The 15,070-nt window shown below is 64.7% G+C and carries 15 protein-coding genes; 5 read left to right on the forward strand and 10 right to left on the reverse strand.

Features of this window, described 5'->3' with window-relative positions:
- The first annotated feature begins 172 nt into the window (after window positions 1–172).
- Together PSET11_RS02435 and PSET11_RS02440 are read left to right on the forward strand one after the other, a co-directional pair.
- Window positions 173–1,027 carry a prephenate dehydratase gene (locus PSET11_RS02435; RefSeq protein ID WP_124090438.1) on the forward strand — a complete coding sequence of 285 codons (855 nt, stop codon included), beginning with the start codon at window positions 173–175 and terminating at the stop codon, window positions 1,025–1,027.
- 143 nt (window positions 1,028–1,170) lie between these two features.
- Entirely contained in the window at window positions 1,171–2,478 is a 1,308-nt protein-coding gene (locus PSET11_RS02440; RefSeq protein ID WP_124090440.1) for an MFS transporter, read from the forward strand.
- A gap of 32 nt (window positions 2,479–2,510) precedes the next feature.
- On the opposite strand, the gene PSET11_RS02445 is transcribed toward PSET11_RS02440, so the two are convergent.
- From PSET11_RS02445 to dnaK, 6 genes are all read right to left on the reverse strand, one after another.
- The gene (locus PSET11_RS02445; protein WP_124090442.1) at window positions 2,511–3,182 is read right to left on the reverse strand and encodes a hypothetical protein; all 672 of its coding nucleotides are present in this window, start codon (window positions 3,180–3,182) and stop codon (window positions 2,511–2,513) included.
- Between the two features lie 12 nt (window positions 3,183–3,194).
- The gene (gene ppk2 / locus PSET11_RS02450; RefSeq protein WP_124090444.1) at window positions 3,195–4,100 is read right to left on the reverse strand and encodes a polyphosphate kinase 2; all 906 of its coding nucleotides are present in this window, start codon (window positions 4,098–4,100) and stop codon (window positions 3,195–3,197) included.
- A gap of 108 nt (window positions 4,101–4,208) precedes the next feature.
- Entirely contained in the window at window positions 4,209–4,634 is a 426-nt protein-coding gene (locus PSET11_RS02455; protein WP_124090446.1) for a heat shock protein transcriptional repressor HspR, read from the reverse strand.
- Between the two features lie 15 nt (window positions 4,635–4,649).
- Complete coding sequence (locus tag PSET11_RS02460; RefSeq protein WP_203415886.1) at window positions 4,650–5,627, reverse strand: DnaJ C-terminal domain-containing protein; 978 nt, start codon at window positions 5,625–5,627, stop codon at window positions 4,650–4,652.
- Between the two features lie 119 nt (window positions 5,628–5,746).
- Window positions 5,747–6,373 (reverse strand): nucleotide exchange factor GrpE, encoded by a 627-nt coding sequence (locus PSET11_RS02465; protein WP_124090448.1) that lies wholly within the window; start codon window positions 6,371–6,373, stop codon window positions 5,747–5,749.
- A gap of 2 nt (window positions 6,374–6,375) precedes the next feature.
- On the reverse strand, window positions 6,376–8,250 hold the full coding sequence (gene dnaK / locus PSET11_RS02470; RefSeq protein ID WP_124090450.1) for a molecular chaperone DnaK: 1,875 nt from the start codon (window positions 8,248–8,250) through the stop codon (window positions 6,376–6,378).
- Window positions 8,251–8,758: 508 nt separating this feature from the next.
- On the opposite strand from dnaK, the gene PSET11_RS02475 reads away from it, so the two are divergent.
- Entirely contained in the window at window positions 8,759–9,274 is a 516-nt protein-coding gene (locus tag PSET11_RS02475) for a glycosyl-4,4'-diaponeurosporenoate acyltransferase CrtO family protein (RefSeq protein WP_124090452.1), read from the forward strand.
- Window positions 9,275–9,348: 74 nt separating this feature from the next.
- Here PSET11_RS02475 and PSET11_RS02480 read toward each other — a convergent pair whose 3' ends face one another.
- Window positions 9,349–9,672 (reverse strand): ArsR/SmtB family transcription factor, encoded by a 324-nt coding sequence (locus PSET11_RS02480; protein ID WP_124090454.1) that lies wholly within the window; start codon window positions 9,670–9,672, stop codon window positions 9,349–9,351.
- A gap of 72 nt (window positions 9,673–9,744) precedes the next feature.
- Here PSET11_RS02480 and PSET11_RS02485 point away from each other — a divergent pair, with 72 nt between their 5' ends.
- Window positions 9,745–11,058 carry an MFS transporter gene (locus PSET11_RS02485; RefSeq protein ID WP_238988995.1) on the forward strand — a complete coding sequence of 438 codons (1,314 nt, stop codon included), beginning with the start codon at window positions 9,745–9,747 and terminating at the stop codon, window positions 11,056–11,058.
- 5 nt (window positions 11,059–11,063) lie between these two features.
- Here PSET11_RS02485 and PSET11_RS02490 read toward each other — a convergent pair whose 3' ends face one another.
- A complete protein-coding gene (locus PSET11_RS02490) occupies window positions 11,064–11,408 on the reverse strand; it encodes a hypothetical protein (RefSeq protein ID WP_124090456.1) in 345 nt (114 codons plus the stop codon).
- A gap of 114 nt (window positions 11,409–11,522) precedes the next feature.
- The gene (locus PSET11_RS02495; RefSeq protein WP_124090458.1) at window positions 11,523–13,718 is read right to left on the reverse strand and encodes an MMPL family transporter; all 2,196 of its coding nucleotides are present in this window, start codon (window positions 13,716–13,718) and stop codon (window positions 11,523–11,525) included.
- A 263-nt stretch (window positions 13,719–13,981) separates the two neighbouring features.
- Between PSET11_RS02495 and PSET11_RS02500 the strand changes: the two genes are divergently transcribed.
- Window positions 13,982–14,437, forward strand: a complete 456-nt coding sequence (locus PSET11_RS02500) for a MarR family winged helix-turn-helix transcriptional regulator (protein WP_124090583.1) — start codon at window positions 13,982–13,984, stop codon at window positions 14,435–14,437.
- A 72-nt stretch (window positions 14,438–14,509) separates the two neighbouring features.
- Here the strand turns inward: PSET11_RS02500 and PSET11_RS02505 are convergent, their stop codons facing one another.
- Window positions 14,510–15,022, reverse strand: a complete 513-nt coding sequence (locus PSET11_RS02505; RefSeq protein WP_124090460.1) for a VOC family protein — start codon at window positions 15,020–15,022, stop codon at window positions 14,510–14,512.
- Window positions 15,023–15,070 lie beyond the last annotated feature (48 nt).

Raw genomic sequence — 15,070 nt, forward strand, 5'->3', positions numbered from 1 at the left:
GCTCCCGCGTATACCCCGGCGTCCCAGTCATCACCAGGCCTCCTCACTAATCAGCGAATGACTCACAACCAGCCTGGCAAAGAGGGTTAGCGCTACCTACTTGGGGACGGGCTCGGGCACCGACCGGCGTCGCAGTTGGGCGGGTGGGCGCAGGCGTGAAAGCATACGACTCATGGCCCAAAAGATTGCGTACCAGGGTGAGCCCGGCGCCAACTCAAATATCGCGTGTCAACAGATGTATCCCCAGATGGAAAGCGTCCCGTGCGCCAGTTTCGAGGACGCCTTCGAACTGGTATCCAGCGGCGAGGCAGAGTTGGCGATGATCCCCATCGAGAACTCCATTGCCGGCCGGGTCGCCGACATCCACGTTCTGCTCCCCCAGTCGAAGCTGCAGATCGTCGGCGAGTTTTTCCTCCCCATCCATTTCGACCTCATGGGCATCCCCGGCAGCTCCATCGAGGGCGCAACCGAGGTCCACAGCCACATTCACGCCCTTGGCCAGTGCCGCAAGCTCATCCGCGAGGCGGGCCTCCGTCCCGTCATCGCGGGGGACACCGCCGGTTCCGCCCGCGAAGTCAGCGAGTGGAATGACCCGCGCAAGCTATCCCTCGCCCCGCCCATGGCCGCCCAGATCTACGGCCTCGAGGTGCTGGCAACACGAGTGGAGGACGATCCCTCCAACACCACGCGGTTCGTGGTCTTGGCCCGCGAAACGGAACTGCCAGCTCGCCCCGACATCTCCGGCTTGGCCGTGACCAGCTTCGTTTTCCGCGTCCGCAACGTCCCCTCCGCGCTCTACAAGGCGCTGGGCGGTTTCGCCACCAACGGCGTCAACATGACCCGGCTCGAGAGCTACATGGTGGGCGACGAGTTTGCGGCCACCATGTTCATGGCCGACGTCGAAGCGCACCCCGAGGACGTGCCGCTGAAGCTCGCGCTGGAGGAACTGGAATTCTTCACCACCGAGGTGCGCATCCTCGGCGTCTACTCGGCAGCCGAATTCCGCAAGGCCGCCCTCGCCGGCTGATCCGCTTCTGGGGCCGGTCGACGACGGCAGCCACCTGGGGTGCCGTCGTCGACCGGCCCTTGTCACCCTTCGGGCTGCACTGATAGCGTCTTCATCGTCCGTGAACGTTCACGGACATCCCACTTTTCCGATCGGATTCCCGCGTGTCCATTGCCTCCCCCCGGCCGCCCGTCCCCGTCGCCGCACGGCGGGCACGGATCGCCGTCGGAATCCTGTTCTTCACCAACGGCGCCTTGTTCGCCAACCTGTTGCCGCGCTACCCCCAGATCAAGGAAGACCTTGAGCTGAGCAACGCCGCGTTCGGTGCCGCCGTCGCAGCGTTCCCCCTGGGCGCATTGATTCTCGGCCTCAGCGCTGGGCTGTTGATCCGCAGGTTCCGGTCCTCCCGCGTGGCTGTGGTGGGCACACTGCTGACGGCTGTTGGCATCGTGGTGGCAGGAAACGCGCCAAGCTGGACAGTGCTGGCGGTCGCTTTCTTCCTGGCCGGCTCCATGGACGCCATCACCGACGTCGCCCAGAACTCGCACGGACTCCGGGTGCAACGCCTGTATGGCCGATCAATCATCAATTCGTTCCACGCCGTCTGGTCGCTCGGCGCCGTGACGGGCGGCATCATGGGCGCCGCCGCAGCTCAGCTGGAAATCCCGCTGCTGCAGCACCTCCTCATCTCGGCGGTGGTCCTCGGCGCAGCCGCGCTGGGCTCACTCCGCCTGCTCCTCGCCGGCCCGGAACCTACGGGCGAACCCGATGTTGCCGCTAGCGTGGCCCCCTCCGGTAACAGCCCTGCGGGCACGACGACGGCGGCCCCGCAGGCACGCAACCGCACCTTACCGCCGCGGGTGCTCGCCGCCGTCGGCCGCTACGGGGTCCTGCTCGCACTGGTGGTGATCGCCTCCTCCGGCGCGATCGTCGAGGACGCTGGTAGCTCGTGGTCGGCGATCTACCTATCGGGCTTGGGCTCAACAGCGTTTGTGGCGGGGCTCGGCTTCATTGCGCTGCAGGGCATGCAGTTCATCGGCCGGATTCTGGGCGACCAGATGGTGGACCGGTTCGGCCAGCGGGCAGTGGCCCGGGCTGGCGGGTTTACCGTGTTGGTGGGCATGGGGTCGGCCCTCGCATTTCCGTCGGTGGCGGGCACGGTGATCGGCCTGGGACTGGCCGGTTTCGGTGTAGCCACACTGATCCCTGCCGCCATGCACGCTGCCGACGAGCTTCCCGGCCTCGCGCCCGGCGCCGGTCTCACTGTTGTCGGCTGGCTGCTGCGGGTGGGCTTCCTGGCGTCGCCACCCATCGTGGGTCTGATCGCCGACGCCTCCTCGCTGCGGCTGGGACTTCTCTTTGTGCCGGCCGCTGGACTCCTAGTGCTGCTGTTCGCCCGCGTCCTGGCAACCCGCGCAGTTAAGCCGACGGCGGAGCCCGAGCAGGCGCAGGCTCCGGCGGTCCGCAGCTGAACCGCTGCCCCCGTCCTGCCTCGGCAGCGCCGCTAGACGTCCTCGGGCAGAACGAGGTCGGACTCCCGCACCACATACGCATCCAAGTCCGGCGCTGAAAGGATCCGGCCGGCTGTGGCCAGGTCGGTGCCGACGATCAGGCTCCGGGCGTAGATGTCCTGGCCAACGCACCACTGAAGGTCGTCCGGCCACCAGTACATCGGCACGCGGCCACTCCCCACCTGTGGCACCAACGGTGTTCCCTGAGGATCCACCAAGGGTCCTGAGTAGAGCACCATCTCCCGCGCGGACGGCGAAAAGTCAACGACCGACTGCCCGGGCTCGTCGGCATACCCTGCCCAGGTAGCAAAGTTGTAGATACCGGGACCTGCCTCCAACGCGCGGATCAGGGCGGTTGCGAGCTGGGGATGCGGGTTGCCCATCTCCGGCTCGGCCCACGAAACAGCCGGCCGCGGAGGGAACCGGCGATCAGCCAGCGCAGTCACCTCGTCCCACTGCGTCCAAGGGTGGGCCTCTAGGTCATTCGCTGCCAAGACCGACCGCCAAGACACCGCAGAACCATCCGTGCCAGCCATGGGGTTGAGGAGACGGACGTACCGGTCGTAGCCCGGCGGGACGAAAGCGGTCACCAGCTGCCCCACCGCATCCAGTGCGGCGGCCAGGCGCACACCCGGCGTCGTCGTGGTAGCAGGAGTGAGGCTCATCCCGCCATCACATCACACGTGGGTGGCGGCCATCCCTGGCGCTTCGCCGTTTTCGAAGATCCGCGCAGCGGAGCCAATGATTTTGCTGTCCGGCGTGGCCACGAGCTCAACGTCTTTGCCGTCGTAGTCGAAGCGGTGCAGCACGTGCCGCATGGCCTCAATGCGGGCACGCTTCTTGTCGTTACTCTTGACCACGGTCCACGGTGCCCAGCTGGTGTCAGTTGCCAGGAACATCGATTCCTTCGCCCGAGTGTATGAGTCCCATTTGTCGAGGGAGGCCAAGTCCATGGGCGAGAGCTTCCATTGCCGGACCGGGTCAACCTGCCTGATGGCGAACCGTGTCAGCTGTTCGGTCCGAGACACCGAGAACCAGAATTTGACGATGTCGATCCCGTCATCGGTGAGCACCTGCTCGAACGCTGGGGCCTGGGTCAGGAAACCGCGGTACTGCTCATCCGTGCAGAAGCTCATCACACGTTCCACGCCAGCCCGGTTGTACCAGGACCTGTCGAACATCACCATCTCCCCTGCGGCCGGCAGGTGCGCCACATAGCGTTGGAAGTACCACTGCGACTGCTCGCGCTCACTGGGCTTTTCGAGCGCAACAACGTGCGCGCCGCGGGGATTCAGGTGCTCCATGAACCGTTTGATCGTTCCGCCCTTGCCCGCGGCGTCGCGGCCCTCAAAGACGAGGACCAGACGGCGGCCGCTGGCTTTGATCCAGTTCTGCAGCTTCAGCAGCTCGATCTGCAGCAGGCGTTTTTCCATCTCGTACTGCTCCCGGGACATCCGCTCGGAGTACGGGTAGCCCTCGCGCCACGTGTCGACGGGGGTCCCGTCCGGGGAGACGAGGATCGGATCGTCGTCTTCTTCGTCGATCACTGAGAAGCCGTGGTGCGTGAGGTCAAAAACGTTCATGCCCAGAACATACGGTCACATCATGAACAACCCGTGAACTCCCCGCACCCACCGGTTCCTCCCCCTCACCGTAGGGAACGCGCGACGGCGGCACTCGCCGTCGCCGGGTTAACTCCCCAAGGCTCGGGGGTGCCACACCACGACGGCCTGGGATCGGGCGCGGGGGCGTTGCCCGCGGGCGAGGCTGATGACGTCCCCTGCCGCACCGGCGGCAAAGATGCGGGAGTCGAACGATTGCGGTCGGCGGTCCAGTTCCTCGGCCAGTTCAGTGACGCGGCGCTGCAGGGCGGCGACCTGGTTTTCCAGCTCGAGGATGCGCTTGATCCCCTCCAGCGAGACGCCCTCCTGCGACAGTCGCTGGACTTCGCGCAGCACATTGATGTCCCGCTGCGAATACCGGCGGGACTTGCCCGGCGCCCGGCTCGGCGAAACGAGCCCCAAGCGGTCGTACTGGCGAAGCGTCTGCGGATGCATGTCCGCCAGTTCGGCCGCCACGGAGATCACAAAAATTGGCTGGTCAGCACTGATGTCCACTGCCCACCTCCGCTTTTAGAGCCGGGCCTTTGCGGCCAGGCCCTCTCGAACGTCGGCGTCGGACGTCGCCTCGGCAAAAGCCTTGACCGCCGCCTCGGCATCCTTGCTCAGGTTTTTGGGCACCGCGACGTCGATCGTCACCAGCAGGTCGCCGGTCGCCTTCGACGTGGTCACGCCTTTGCCCTTCACCCGCAGGGTTCGCCCCGACGGGGTGCCGGCGGGGACGCGGACCCGCACTTTTTCGCCGTCGAGCGTGGGCACTTCGATGTCTGCACCCAGAGCAGCTTCGGGGAAGGTGACGGGGACATGGATCCGCAGGTTGTCGCCGTCGCGCGTGTAAAAGTCGTGGGGTTTCACGGAGACCGCCACCATGAGGTCGCCATTTCCGGCGGCACCGGGCTGGCCCTTGCCGCGGACGCGGACCTTCTGGCCGTCCTTGATGCCGGCCGGAACGCGGACGTCGATGACTTCGCCGTTCGGTTCGCGCAGGCCGATGGTGGTGCCGCGGATGGAACCGGAGAACGAGATGCTGGTGGTAGCCGTGCGGTCTGCACCCTTCTGCGGACGGCGTTGCTGGAAGCCGGGTTGACCGCCAAAGCCGCCACCGAAGAGGTCGGCGAATTCGGGCGGAATGCCGCCGGAAGAGGGGTTGACACCGCCAGGCTGCCGGCCGGTATTGCCGTTGAAGAGGCCACCGAACATGTCCTCGAAGCCGCCACTGCCGCCAGCGTTGCCGCCCGGGGCGAACCGGGCGCCGCCGCCCATGGCCCGGATGGCGTCGTACTGCTGGCGCTGATCGGCGTCGGACAAGACTGAATACGCCTCGGAGATGTCCTTGAACTTCTTCTCGGACGCGGGGTTGCCAGCATTCGTGTCCGGGTGATGCTGGCGCGCGAGCTTCCGGTACGCCTTCTTGATGTCAGCGTCGGAAGCGTCCTTGGCGATGCCAAGGATCGCGTAAAAGTCCTTGTCCACCCAGTCCTGGCTAGCCAATGGCGTTTCCTTTCAAAAGTACAAAAAGCTTTAAGGCGAGATTACCGCCAGCGCGGAGGCCGGGCATGGGGCGGTGCAGAGTCCACCGCCCCATGCCCGGCGTTGCGCATTGGTGGCGATCAGGCCGGAACGGCCACGATCACCTGTGCGGCCCGTAGGACGCGGTCGCCTGACTTGTAGCCGGCGCGAAGGACCTGGCTGACGGTGTCAACCTCAATGTCCTCGCCGGGCTGCTGGATGAGGGCCTCGTGGATGGTGGGATCAAACCCCACCCCGGTCTCATCGATGCGGACCAGGCCGTAGGTCTTCAGCGCGGTCTCCAGCTTGGTGGCGATCGCGGCGAAGGGTCCATCGGCCAGGTCACCGTGCTGGCGGGCTGCGTCAACGTCGTCCAGGACCGGCAGCAGCGAGTTCAGGACGCCAATGACGGCCATCTCTCCCGCCACGGCGCGGTCACGTTCGACGCGCTTGCGGTAGTTGACGTACTCGGCCTGCAGGCGCAGCAGATCGTTCTTGAGCTCTGCTGCTTCTGCTGTGCTTGCGCCCTGCGCTACCGATTCCTCGGCTGGAACCTCGACGCCGTTAAGGATTTCCTCGGCCTGGGCCAAGGCATCCCCATCGGAGTCTGCCGGGGTGCCGGCCGGGTCGCCGGGAGCAGCGGGGGTACCCTGCTGCTCCTCGGCTCCCGAGCCTGCCGCATGGTTCGCCGAAGAGTTGTGCTCTTCCTCGTTACCGTGGTGCGGCATGACTACTTCTTCGCTTCGTCTTCGTCGATGATTTCAGCGTCCACGATGTCCTCTTCGGCAGCCTTGTCACCGGCGGCACCTTCAGCGCCTGCGGCGCCGTCGGCACCCGGAGCTCCATCAGCAGCTGCACCCTGGGCGTAGATTGCTTCGCCCAGCTTACCCTGTGAGGCCTGCAGCTTTTCGAACGCAGTCTTCACGGCGGCGTCGTCGGTGCCTTCGAGGGCCTTCTTGAGCTCGTCGACGTCGGCCTGGACCTCGGTCTTGACCTCTTCAGGCAGCTTGTCGGCGTTGTCGGCGATCAGCTTGTCCACGGAGTAGGCGAGCTGCTCAGCGGTGTTGCGGGTGTCGGTGGCCTCGCGGCGCGCCTTGTCCTCTGCTGCGTGCTCCTCGGCGTCCTTGACCATGCGGTCAATGTCTTCCTTGGAGAGGCTGGAGCCGCCCGTGATGGTCATGGACTGCTCGGTTCCGGTGCCCTTGTCCTTGGCGGAGACGTGCACGATGCCATTGGCGTCGATGTCGAAGGTGACCTCGACCTGCGGAACGCCGCGGGGGGCCGGTGCGATGCCGGTCAGTTCGAACGTGCCCAGCGGCTTGTTGTCGCGGGTGAATTCACGCTCGCCCTGGAAGACCTGGATGGCCACGGACGGCTGGTTGTCATCAGCGGTAGTGAAGGTCTCGGACCGCTTGGTGGGGATCGCAGTGTTGCGTTCGATCAGGTGCGTCATGACGCCACCCTTGGTTTCGATGCCCAGCGACAGCGGAGTGACATCGATCAGGAGAACGTCCTTGCGCTCGCCCTTCAGAACGCCAGCCTGGAGGGCAGCGCCGACGGCGACGACCTCGTCCGGGTTGACGCCCTTGTTGGGCTCCTTGCCACCGGCCAGTTCCTTGACCAGTTCGGAGACGGCGGGCATCCGAGTGGAGCCACCCACCAGAACAATGTGGTCGATCTCGGAGAGCTTGATGCCTGCTTCCTTGATGACGTCATGGAACGGCTTTTTGGTGCGCTCGAGCAGGTCCTTGGTCAGGTCCTGGAACTTGGCACGGGTGAGCTGCTCGTCCAGGTGGACCGGGCCGTCTGCGGTGACCGAGAGGTACTGCAGGGAGACGTTGGTGCTGGAGGAGGAGGACAGTTCCTTCTTGGCCTGCTCTGCTGCTTCGCGGAGGCGCTGCAGGGCGATCTTGTCCTTGGAGAGGTCGATGCCCTTGACCTTGAGCTGGTTCAGCAGGTAGTCAACTACGCGCTGGTCCCAGTCGTCGCCGCCGAGGCGGTTGTCACCGGCGGTGGCGCGAACCTGGATGGTGGAGAAGTTGTCTTCGTCCTTGCCAACTTCCAGCAGGGAGACGTCGAACGTTCCGCCGCCGAGGTCGAAGACCAGGATGAGTTCGTCTTCTTTGCCCTTGTCCAGGCCGTAGGCGAGGGCAGCGGCGGTGGGCTCGTTGACGATGCGCAGGACGTTCAGGCCTGCGATTTCGCCGGCCTCCTTGGTGGCCTGGCGTTCGGCGTCGTTGAAGTAGGCCGGGACGGTGATGACGGCGTCGGTGACCTTTTCACCCAGGTAGGACTCGGCGTCGTTCTTCAGCTTCATCAGCGTACGCGCGGAGATTTCCTGCGGGGTGTACTTCTTGTCATCGATGGCGACGGTCCAGTCGGTGCCCATGTGGCGCTTGACGGAGGCGATGGTGCGATCGATGTTGTTGACGGCCTGGCGCTTGGCGATCTCGCCGACCAGGACTTCGCCGGACTTCGAGAAGGCAACGACGGACGGCGTGGTGCGGCCACCCTCGGCGTTGGCAATTACGGTGGGCTCGCCACCTTCGAGAACGGAGACGACGGAGTTGGTGGTTCCGAGGTCAATACCTACTGCACGTGACATGTGTTGCTTCCTTCTTTCCTTGGAAACTTACTGGCGCCCAATCATTGAGCGTTCTGCACTCAACTTTACTCAGGGCCGTTCACTTGTCAATCCATAGTTGAGTGCAATCCGCTCAACTATGGATTGCAGACCGTGGGTTCGGGCGCGAAAAGTGCGGATTTCCGGGGAATTTCCGGGCAGATGTGCGCGACGGCGACTCGCAGTTTCGCTACAGGAGAACGTTTCGTCGGACTACTTTGCCCCGGACGGAGTTTGCCAAACGGATAGCCAGATAGGGCTTGCCAATCAGAAAGCCGATAGAGGCGGCACCTGAAAGTTCCCGCAACACTCTGCGACGGGGCGTTCCTCTGCCCCGATACACTCGTAATGGGGGGGATATGACGCAAAAGATTAGTGGGGGGAGCTGCAGCAGCTTCGCCACGGACTTCCAAGGCGACACCTCTAGCTACGTAAGGCCGGTGGCCGGCTAGTGCGCATGGGGACAAAACGTGGTCGGGATTCAGGATCGATGGTTGCAGGCTTGGGGTTCGGCATCGGAGCAGCGGTAGCCGGTTGGTTCGCAATTGGCCCCGATCATCTGGTCTTCGCCATCGTGGCGCAATGCGGCATCCTCTTCATGGCGCTCCTTGTGGGACCCTCCCTGGTCGATGTCGGGCGGTCCCGATACCGGGTCAAAAGCGTTGAGCCGCGAATCTACGCCTTGCTAGGCGTTGAGTTTCTCCGCCGTGCCCTCGACATCGCGGGATGGAATCGGATCATCAAGCAAATGCGTCAAATGGAGGACGGCCGGTCGGGACTCTCAAACTTCCTTAGGGGAACTGAGAAGTCAGAGACGGGGCACCTCCTTGGCATTGTCGCTACCCTTCTGCTGGGTATCGCTGCCGCGGCTACGGCTCATCCGCAGGGAGCCGTTCAGATACTGCTCGTTGGCTTGGTGCTGCACGGATACCCGGTCATGATCCAGCGTATGGTGCGTTTCAAAATCATCAATCGTCGGACCCGCATCAACAGAGGTGCCCGATGAACGGCCTCCACACGTACTGAACCGCGACAAATGCCGCCCGAAGCGACCTCCATCGCGCAGCGCGGCGCCCAGCCTCAGCCGCCAGAGGGAGTGTCCAGCACAGCGGCCAGGAGACCCGGGAACCGAGCCTCCAGGTCCTCGGATCGCAGACTCAGTCGGCGACCGCGGCCATTGGCTTCATTGCGGATCACGCCAGCCTCACGCAGGACCTTCATCAAGTGCGACTTGGTGGATTTCGGCATGTCCGGGATGCTCAGCGAGCAATCGGCCATGTCCATGGCGCCGGACCTGAGTTGGCGAACCACGTCCAGCCGCTCCGGATCGCTCAACGCGAAAAGCACTCCGGTCAGGAGCAGGTCATCTCGGTCAGGATGCGGTAGGTTCGCCGTCGTCGCCACGGTTCGACTTTAGTTGAACCATTGGCGAAATGCCAGTACGCTGACACTTCGAGTTATTTCGAACCAAAGCTCTTGGGCATTTCCCTGTGGGCCAACATGAAGGTGGCAGTTTTGACGCTCTCCCCCGGAACCGGACGCCAGGAAACACGGCGGCGGCTAGGCTTCGGCCTCATCGCCGCAGCCACGGCAGCCATGATGGCCGGCGCCAGCGCACCGTCACCCTTCTATCCCACGCTCCAGGAGCAACTCCACCTGCTGCCGGTTGCCACCACGGGCGTCTTCGCCGTCTACGCGGTGGCACTGCTTGCAGCCCTCTTGGTCTTCGGGTCCATTTCCGACCACCTGGGACGGCGGCCGGTCATCAGCGCGGCATTCATCCTGCTGGCGGCCAGCGTGACAGCCTTCCTCCTTGCGGATTCCCTTACCATGCTCCTGGTGGCCAGGGTCCTGCAAGGAATAGCCAGTGGGGTGTTGCTGACCACCCTCTCGGCAGCCATTGCTGATCTCGAATCCAAAGACAGCCCCGGTGCCAGCGCAGCCTGGAACACCGTGGCCCCGCTGGGCGGCCTGGCACTGGGAGCGCTGGCCTCAGGCCTGCTCCTCGACCTGTTGGCAGAGCCCCGGGCCCTGGTTTTCATCTCCCTTTCGGTGCTCTACGTGGTGTTTGCCGGCCTGGTTTGGGCCGCGCCGGAAACGTCGCCCCGGATCACCGGCTGGGCAGCGTCACTCAAACCGCACGTGAGCATCCCGGCAGCGGCCCGAGGCGCCTTCATTTCTGGCACACCTGCGGTGTTCGCAGGGTGGGCCACCGGTGGTTTGTACCTTTCCCTCGGCGCAGCCATTGTCCACGGCACCTTCGGGATCCAGGAACACCTCTGGCAAGGCATTGTCATCACCGCCCTTGCTGGCACGGGAGCCATCACGGCCGCTGTGCTGCACCATTTCCCCGCACGCACCATCACGATTTTTGGGACCAGCGCGCTGGCAACCGGAACTGCGCTGAGCATGATTGCGCTCAGCCTGGGCTCGTTCCCGCTCTTCCTCGCCACGGTGGTGGTTGCGGGCGCAGGGTTTGGCACCGCGTTCATGGGCGTGATCCGCTCCATCAGCCCACTGGTGGCGGATCACGAGCGGGCAGGCACGTTTGCTGCACTGTTCGTGGTGGCTTACACAGCGTTCGGCATCCCCGCCGTCCTGGCCGGGCTGCTGGCTCCCATCCTCTCGCTGCCCACCACCACCTACCTCTATGGCGGCATTGTGACGGTACTTGCGGCGTTCGCAGCGCTCAGCAGGGCGCGAAGCCGCGACCCGAAAGACGCTTCGGGCGAGGCGGACAAGATTGACGGGCTGGCCCTCAGCAGGGCCACCGCCGATACCCACCCGTAGTCAGTTCATCCCTCGTCGGCGCCTGAAACCACTCCGGCGTTGCCGTAGTCGCCGTCTTCATAGTTGCCGTGGCCTGCTTTGTGCCGGCCTTCCTTGTTGGCAACCACCCCAGCGGCACCGTAGTCCCCTTCTTCGTACTCGCCGTCGTCGCCGTCTCCAGCTGGCGTGGCACGGTCCCCGACGATGCCCGCGGCGCCGTAATCGCCGTCGTCGTATTCGCCCTCCGCGGCCGGGGCGGTACCTACAGCACCCGCTTTTCCGTAGTCGCCCTCGGTGTATTGGCCATCGTGGCCGGTCTCCGCGGGCTCCTGGCGTTCCGCCGTCGATCCATGCTCAGTGTCTTTGCTCATTGGTCGTCACTTCCTCGTGGACAGCGCACCCGGACAGCACGCGCTTTTGCAGTCTACGTCCGGGCGGGCGAAGGTGTCAGGGAAACCTTCGTCCGCCCGGAATGACGGCGCCGCCTACCGGCCGGCTTCCAGCACTTCCGCAACATGCTTGCCATGGTGCTCACCCGTATCCGGAACCTCGCGGCCCAATTTGCTGGGCCACCAGATCTTCGCGCCGAGATCGTAGGCCAACGCCGGAACCAGCAGCGAGCGAACCAGGACAGTGTCCAGCAGCACGCCGAACGCCACAATGAAGGCCAACTGCGCCAGGAACATGATGGGGATGATGCCCAGCGCGGCGAAGGTTGCCGCCAGGACCACGCCGGCGGAGGTGATGACGCCACCGGTCACCACCAGGCCGCGCAGGATCCCGGCCCGGGTCCCGTGCTTCAGCGACTCCTCCCGGACCCTGCTCATCAAGAAGATGTTGTAGTCAACGCCCAAGGCCACGAGGAACACGAAGCCGAACAGCGGCACCGTGGCGTCGGCCCCCGGGAACCCCAGGATGTTGTTGAAGACGAAAGCGGCAACACCCATGGCGGCACCGTAGGACAGGACCACGGAGAGCACCAGCAGGATGGGCGCCACGACGGAGCGCAGCAGCAACATCAGGATGAAGAAGATCACCACCAGGATGATGGGGATGATGATGACCAGGTCGCGCTGGGCGGTGCTATTGGTATCCAGCGCCGTGGCCGTGACGCCGCCTACCAGCGCGCTCGGGTCCACGTTCTTCGCGTCGACGCGGAGGGTCTTGACGGTTTCCTCCGCCTCCAGCGAGTCAGCGGCGTTGCTCAGGGTGGCGTTGATCAGCACCCTGCCTTCGCGGACGTCCGGATCGCTGGGAGTCCCCGGGGCACCCGTGATGGGCACGCTGCCCGCAGCCAACAGGTAGGCGTCACCCACGCCGTCGGCCGCCTTCACCGCGGCCAGCACCTCCTGGGCCTTGCCCTGGTCAGCGACGACGACGGCGGGGCTGCCGCTGCCGGCGTCGAAATGGCGCGCCAACGCGTCCTGGCCGTCCACAGCGTTCGACGCCGTGAGGATAACTGCGGTCTGCGGCACGCCGTTGGCCTTCAGTTGCAGCAGGCCGCCGGCAGCGACGACGAGCAGCAGAACCGATCCCACCCAGACAATGCGCGGGCGGCGGGACACCAACGAGCCAGTGGCGCGCCAGATCCCCTTCTGGCCTTCAAGGCCGGTGACCAGTTCTGGTTCGCGCTGATCCGCTGGCACCAGCTTGGGCCGGAAAGGCCAGAACGCGGCCCGCCCGAAGAGCGCCATCAACGCCGGCAGCAGCGTGAGGGCTGCGAAGAGCGCGCATAGGATGCCCGCAGCGGCCACCGGGCCGAGTGCCTTGTTGGAATTGAGGTCGGAGAAGAGCAGGCACAAGAGCGCGATGATTACGGTGGCGCCCGAGGCCAGGATGGGCTCGAAAGACGCCTTCCAGGCCGTGAGGACCGCCGCGGTGCGGTTGGTAGTGTGCGTCAGTGCCTCACGGAAACGGGCCACAAAGAGCAGTGCGTAGTCAGTCGCCGCACCAATGACCAGGATGGAGAGGATGCCTTGGCTTTGGCCGTTCAACTGGATCCAGCCCGCCTTGGCCATGCCGAAGACCAACAAGATGGCCGCGCAGAGAGCAAACACAGAGGTGAACAGCACCACGATTGGAAGCAGCAGCGACCGATAAACGATGAGCAGGATGACGAACACGGCGCCCAAAGCCACCAACAGAAGGATCCCGTCAATGCCGGCGAACGCGGCGGTGAGGTCAGCGGCCAGACCAGCCGGCCCTGTGACGTAGGTCTGCATGCCCTCCGGTGCACCCGCCGCCACGGTGTCGCGCAGTTCCTTGACCGCATCCTTCAACTCGCCCGAGGAACTGATGGGCGCCACAAACTGCACGGCGCGGCCGTCCTGGGACGGGATGGGACCGATCACGGTGCTGCCCAACTTCAAATCGGTCAGCTCATTTTTCAGCGCTGCCACCTGGCCCAGCTGGGCCGGCGTCAAGGGATCGGCATTTTCGAGCACAATAATGCCGGGCACTTCATCAGAGTCGCGGAACTTGGCCTGCCAATCCTGGGCTGCCGTGGCCTCCGCGCTCGCGGGTAGGAACGACGCCTGATCGTTGGAGGAAACTTCGTCCAACCGGCCAAATGTGGGGCCGCCAATGCCGGCCACCACCAACCAGGTCAGAACCAACAGAACAGGGATGAGCCAGCGCAGCCAGAACGGGACTCGTTCCAGTTTCGGTTGTTTCGGTTTCATGGCGCCTTCCGGGCAGTGGCGTGAATATTTGTTCCAGCCTAGACTATCTCCATGATGGAGATAATCGCCAGTAGGCGTTCTTCACAGCAACGGACAGACTGCTTCTAGTACTATCCGTCAGTACGGCCAGAGCACTTCGGCTCTGGGTGATTCCACCGGAAGGGGTGATCGTGGCAGCCAAGGACACCAATCGACCGGGCGCCGCGGACGCATCCTCCGCCGACCCGATTCCAGCGACAGGCACACCCGGGCCACCGTCCACCATGCATCCGCTCATCAGGCTGCTCCAGGAGTTCACCCTGGAGGCCAACCGGTACGTCGAGGCTGCCGGCGGAAAGCAGGACATGCACCGGACCGATCTGAATGCGTTGGCGGTGATCATGCGGCACACCGCCAAGGGAAACGTGGTGACACCAGGGCTCTTGCGCAAGGAACTGCACCTGAGCTCACCTGCCACTACCGCCCTGGTGGACCGCCTCGACCTCTCCGGGCACGTGGTCCGCGAGCGGCACGGCACCGACCGGCGCCAAATTCAGCTGAAGATGACGCCCAAGGCTTTCCGGGATGGCGGCGCGATCTTCGCACCACTGTCGCGCACCATGATGGGAGCCATGTCCACTTTCAGCGACGATGAGCTGGCCACTGTCACCCGCTTCATGGCCGCCATGGTGGATGCCACCGTGGATGCCCGGGCAGAGCACACCAGTCCCCCGGCATGAGCTGTGGTGCGGCCCAAACTCGACGGGTCCACCCGCCAAACGTCCGCGCGTCAGCGCCAGCTAAGCGAGCGGTCAGCCTTGCTGCGCGGCCCACTCGTCCACGCGGCGGTTGCTCTCCGCTTCCGAGAGATCCTCCACCCGCATCATGATGGACCACCGCACGCCAAACGGATCGCGGATACTGGCGTACCGGTCACCGGAAACGAAGGTACTGAGCGGCTCCCGGATGGTGGCGCCCGCTGCCTGCGCGCGCTGCACCAAAGCATCGGCGTCCTCGCAGTAGAAGCCCAGGGAGTAGCAGTCGTCTTCGCCAACTGGCGACGGAACCAAGTGATAATCGGCGTTCGGCTCACCCAGTTGCAAGCGCCCGTGCCCCAGTTCGAGTTCGGCGTGGACCACCACCCCACCCATCTCCGTGCTGCCCACCAGCCGCGCCCCGAAGACGTCCTGGTAGAAGGCAATGGCGTCCTTGGCGTGGGGAATCGAGAGGAACGGCGTCAGGGACGTTGATCCGTTGGGAATGCCGTGGGTGGTGTGCTCACCGTGGGCGGCAGTGTTCGCTTCGGGGCTTGTAGTATCTGTCATGCCACTGACGCTACGCCCGCCGTCCGGGGACACGCTTGGAGATTCGCG

Source organism: Arthrobacter ulcerisalmonis (assembly GCF_900609065.1).
Classification (GTDB): domain Bacteria; phylum Actinomycetota; class Actinomycetes; order Actinomycetales; family Micrococcaceae; genus Arthrobacter; species Arthrobacter ulcerisalmonis.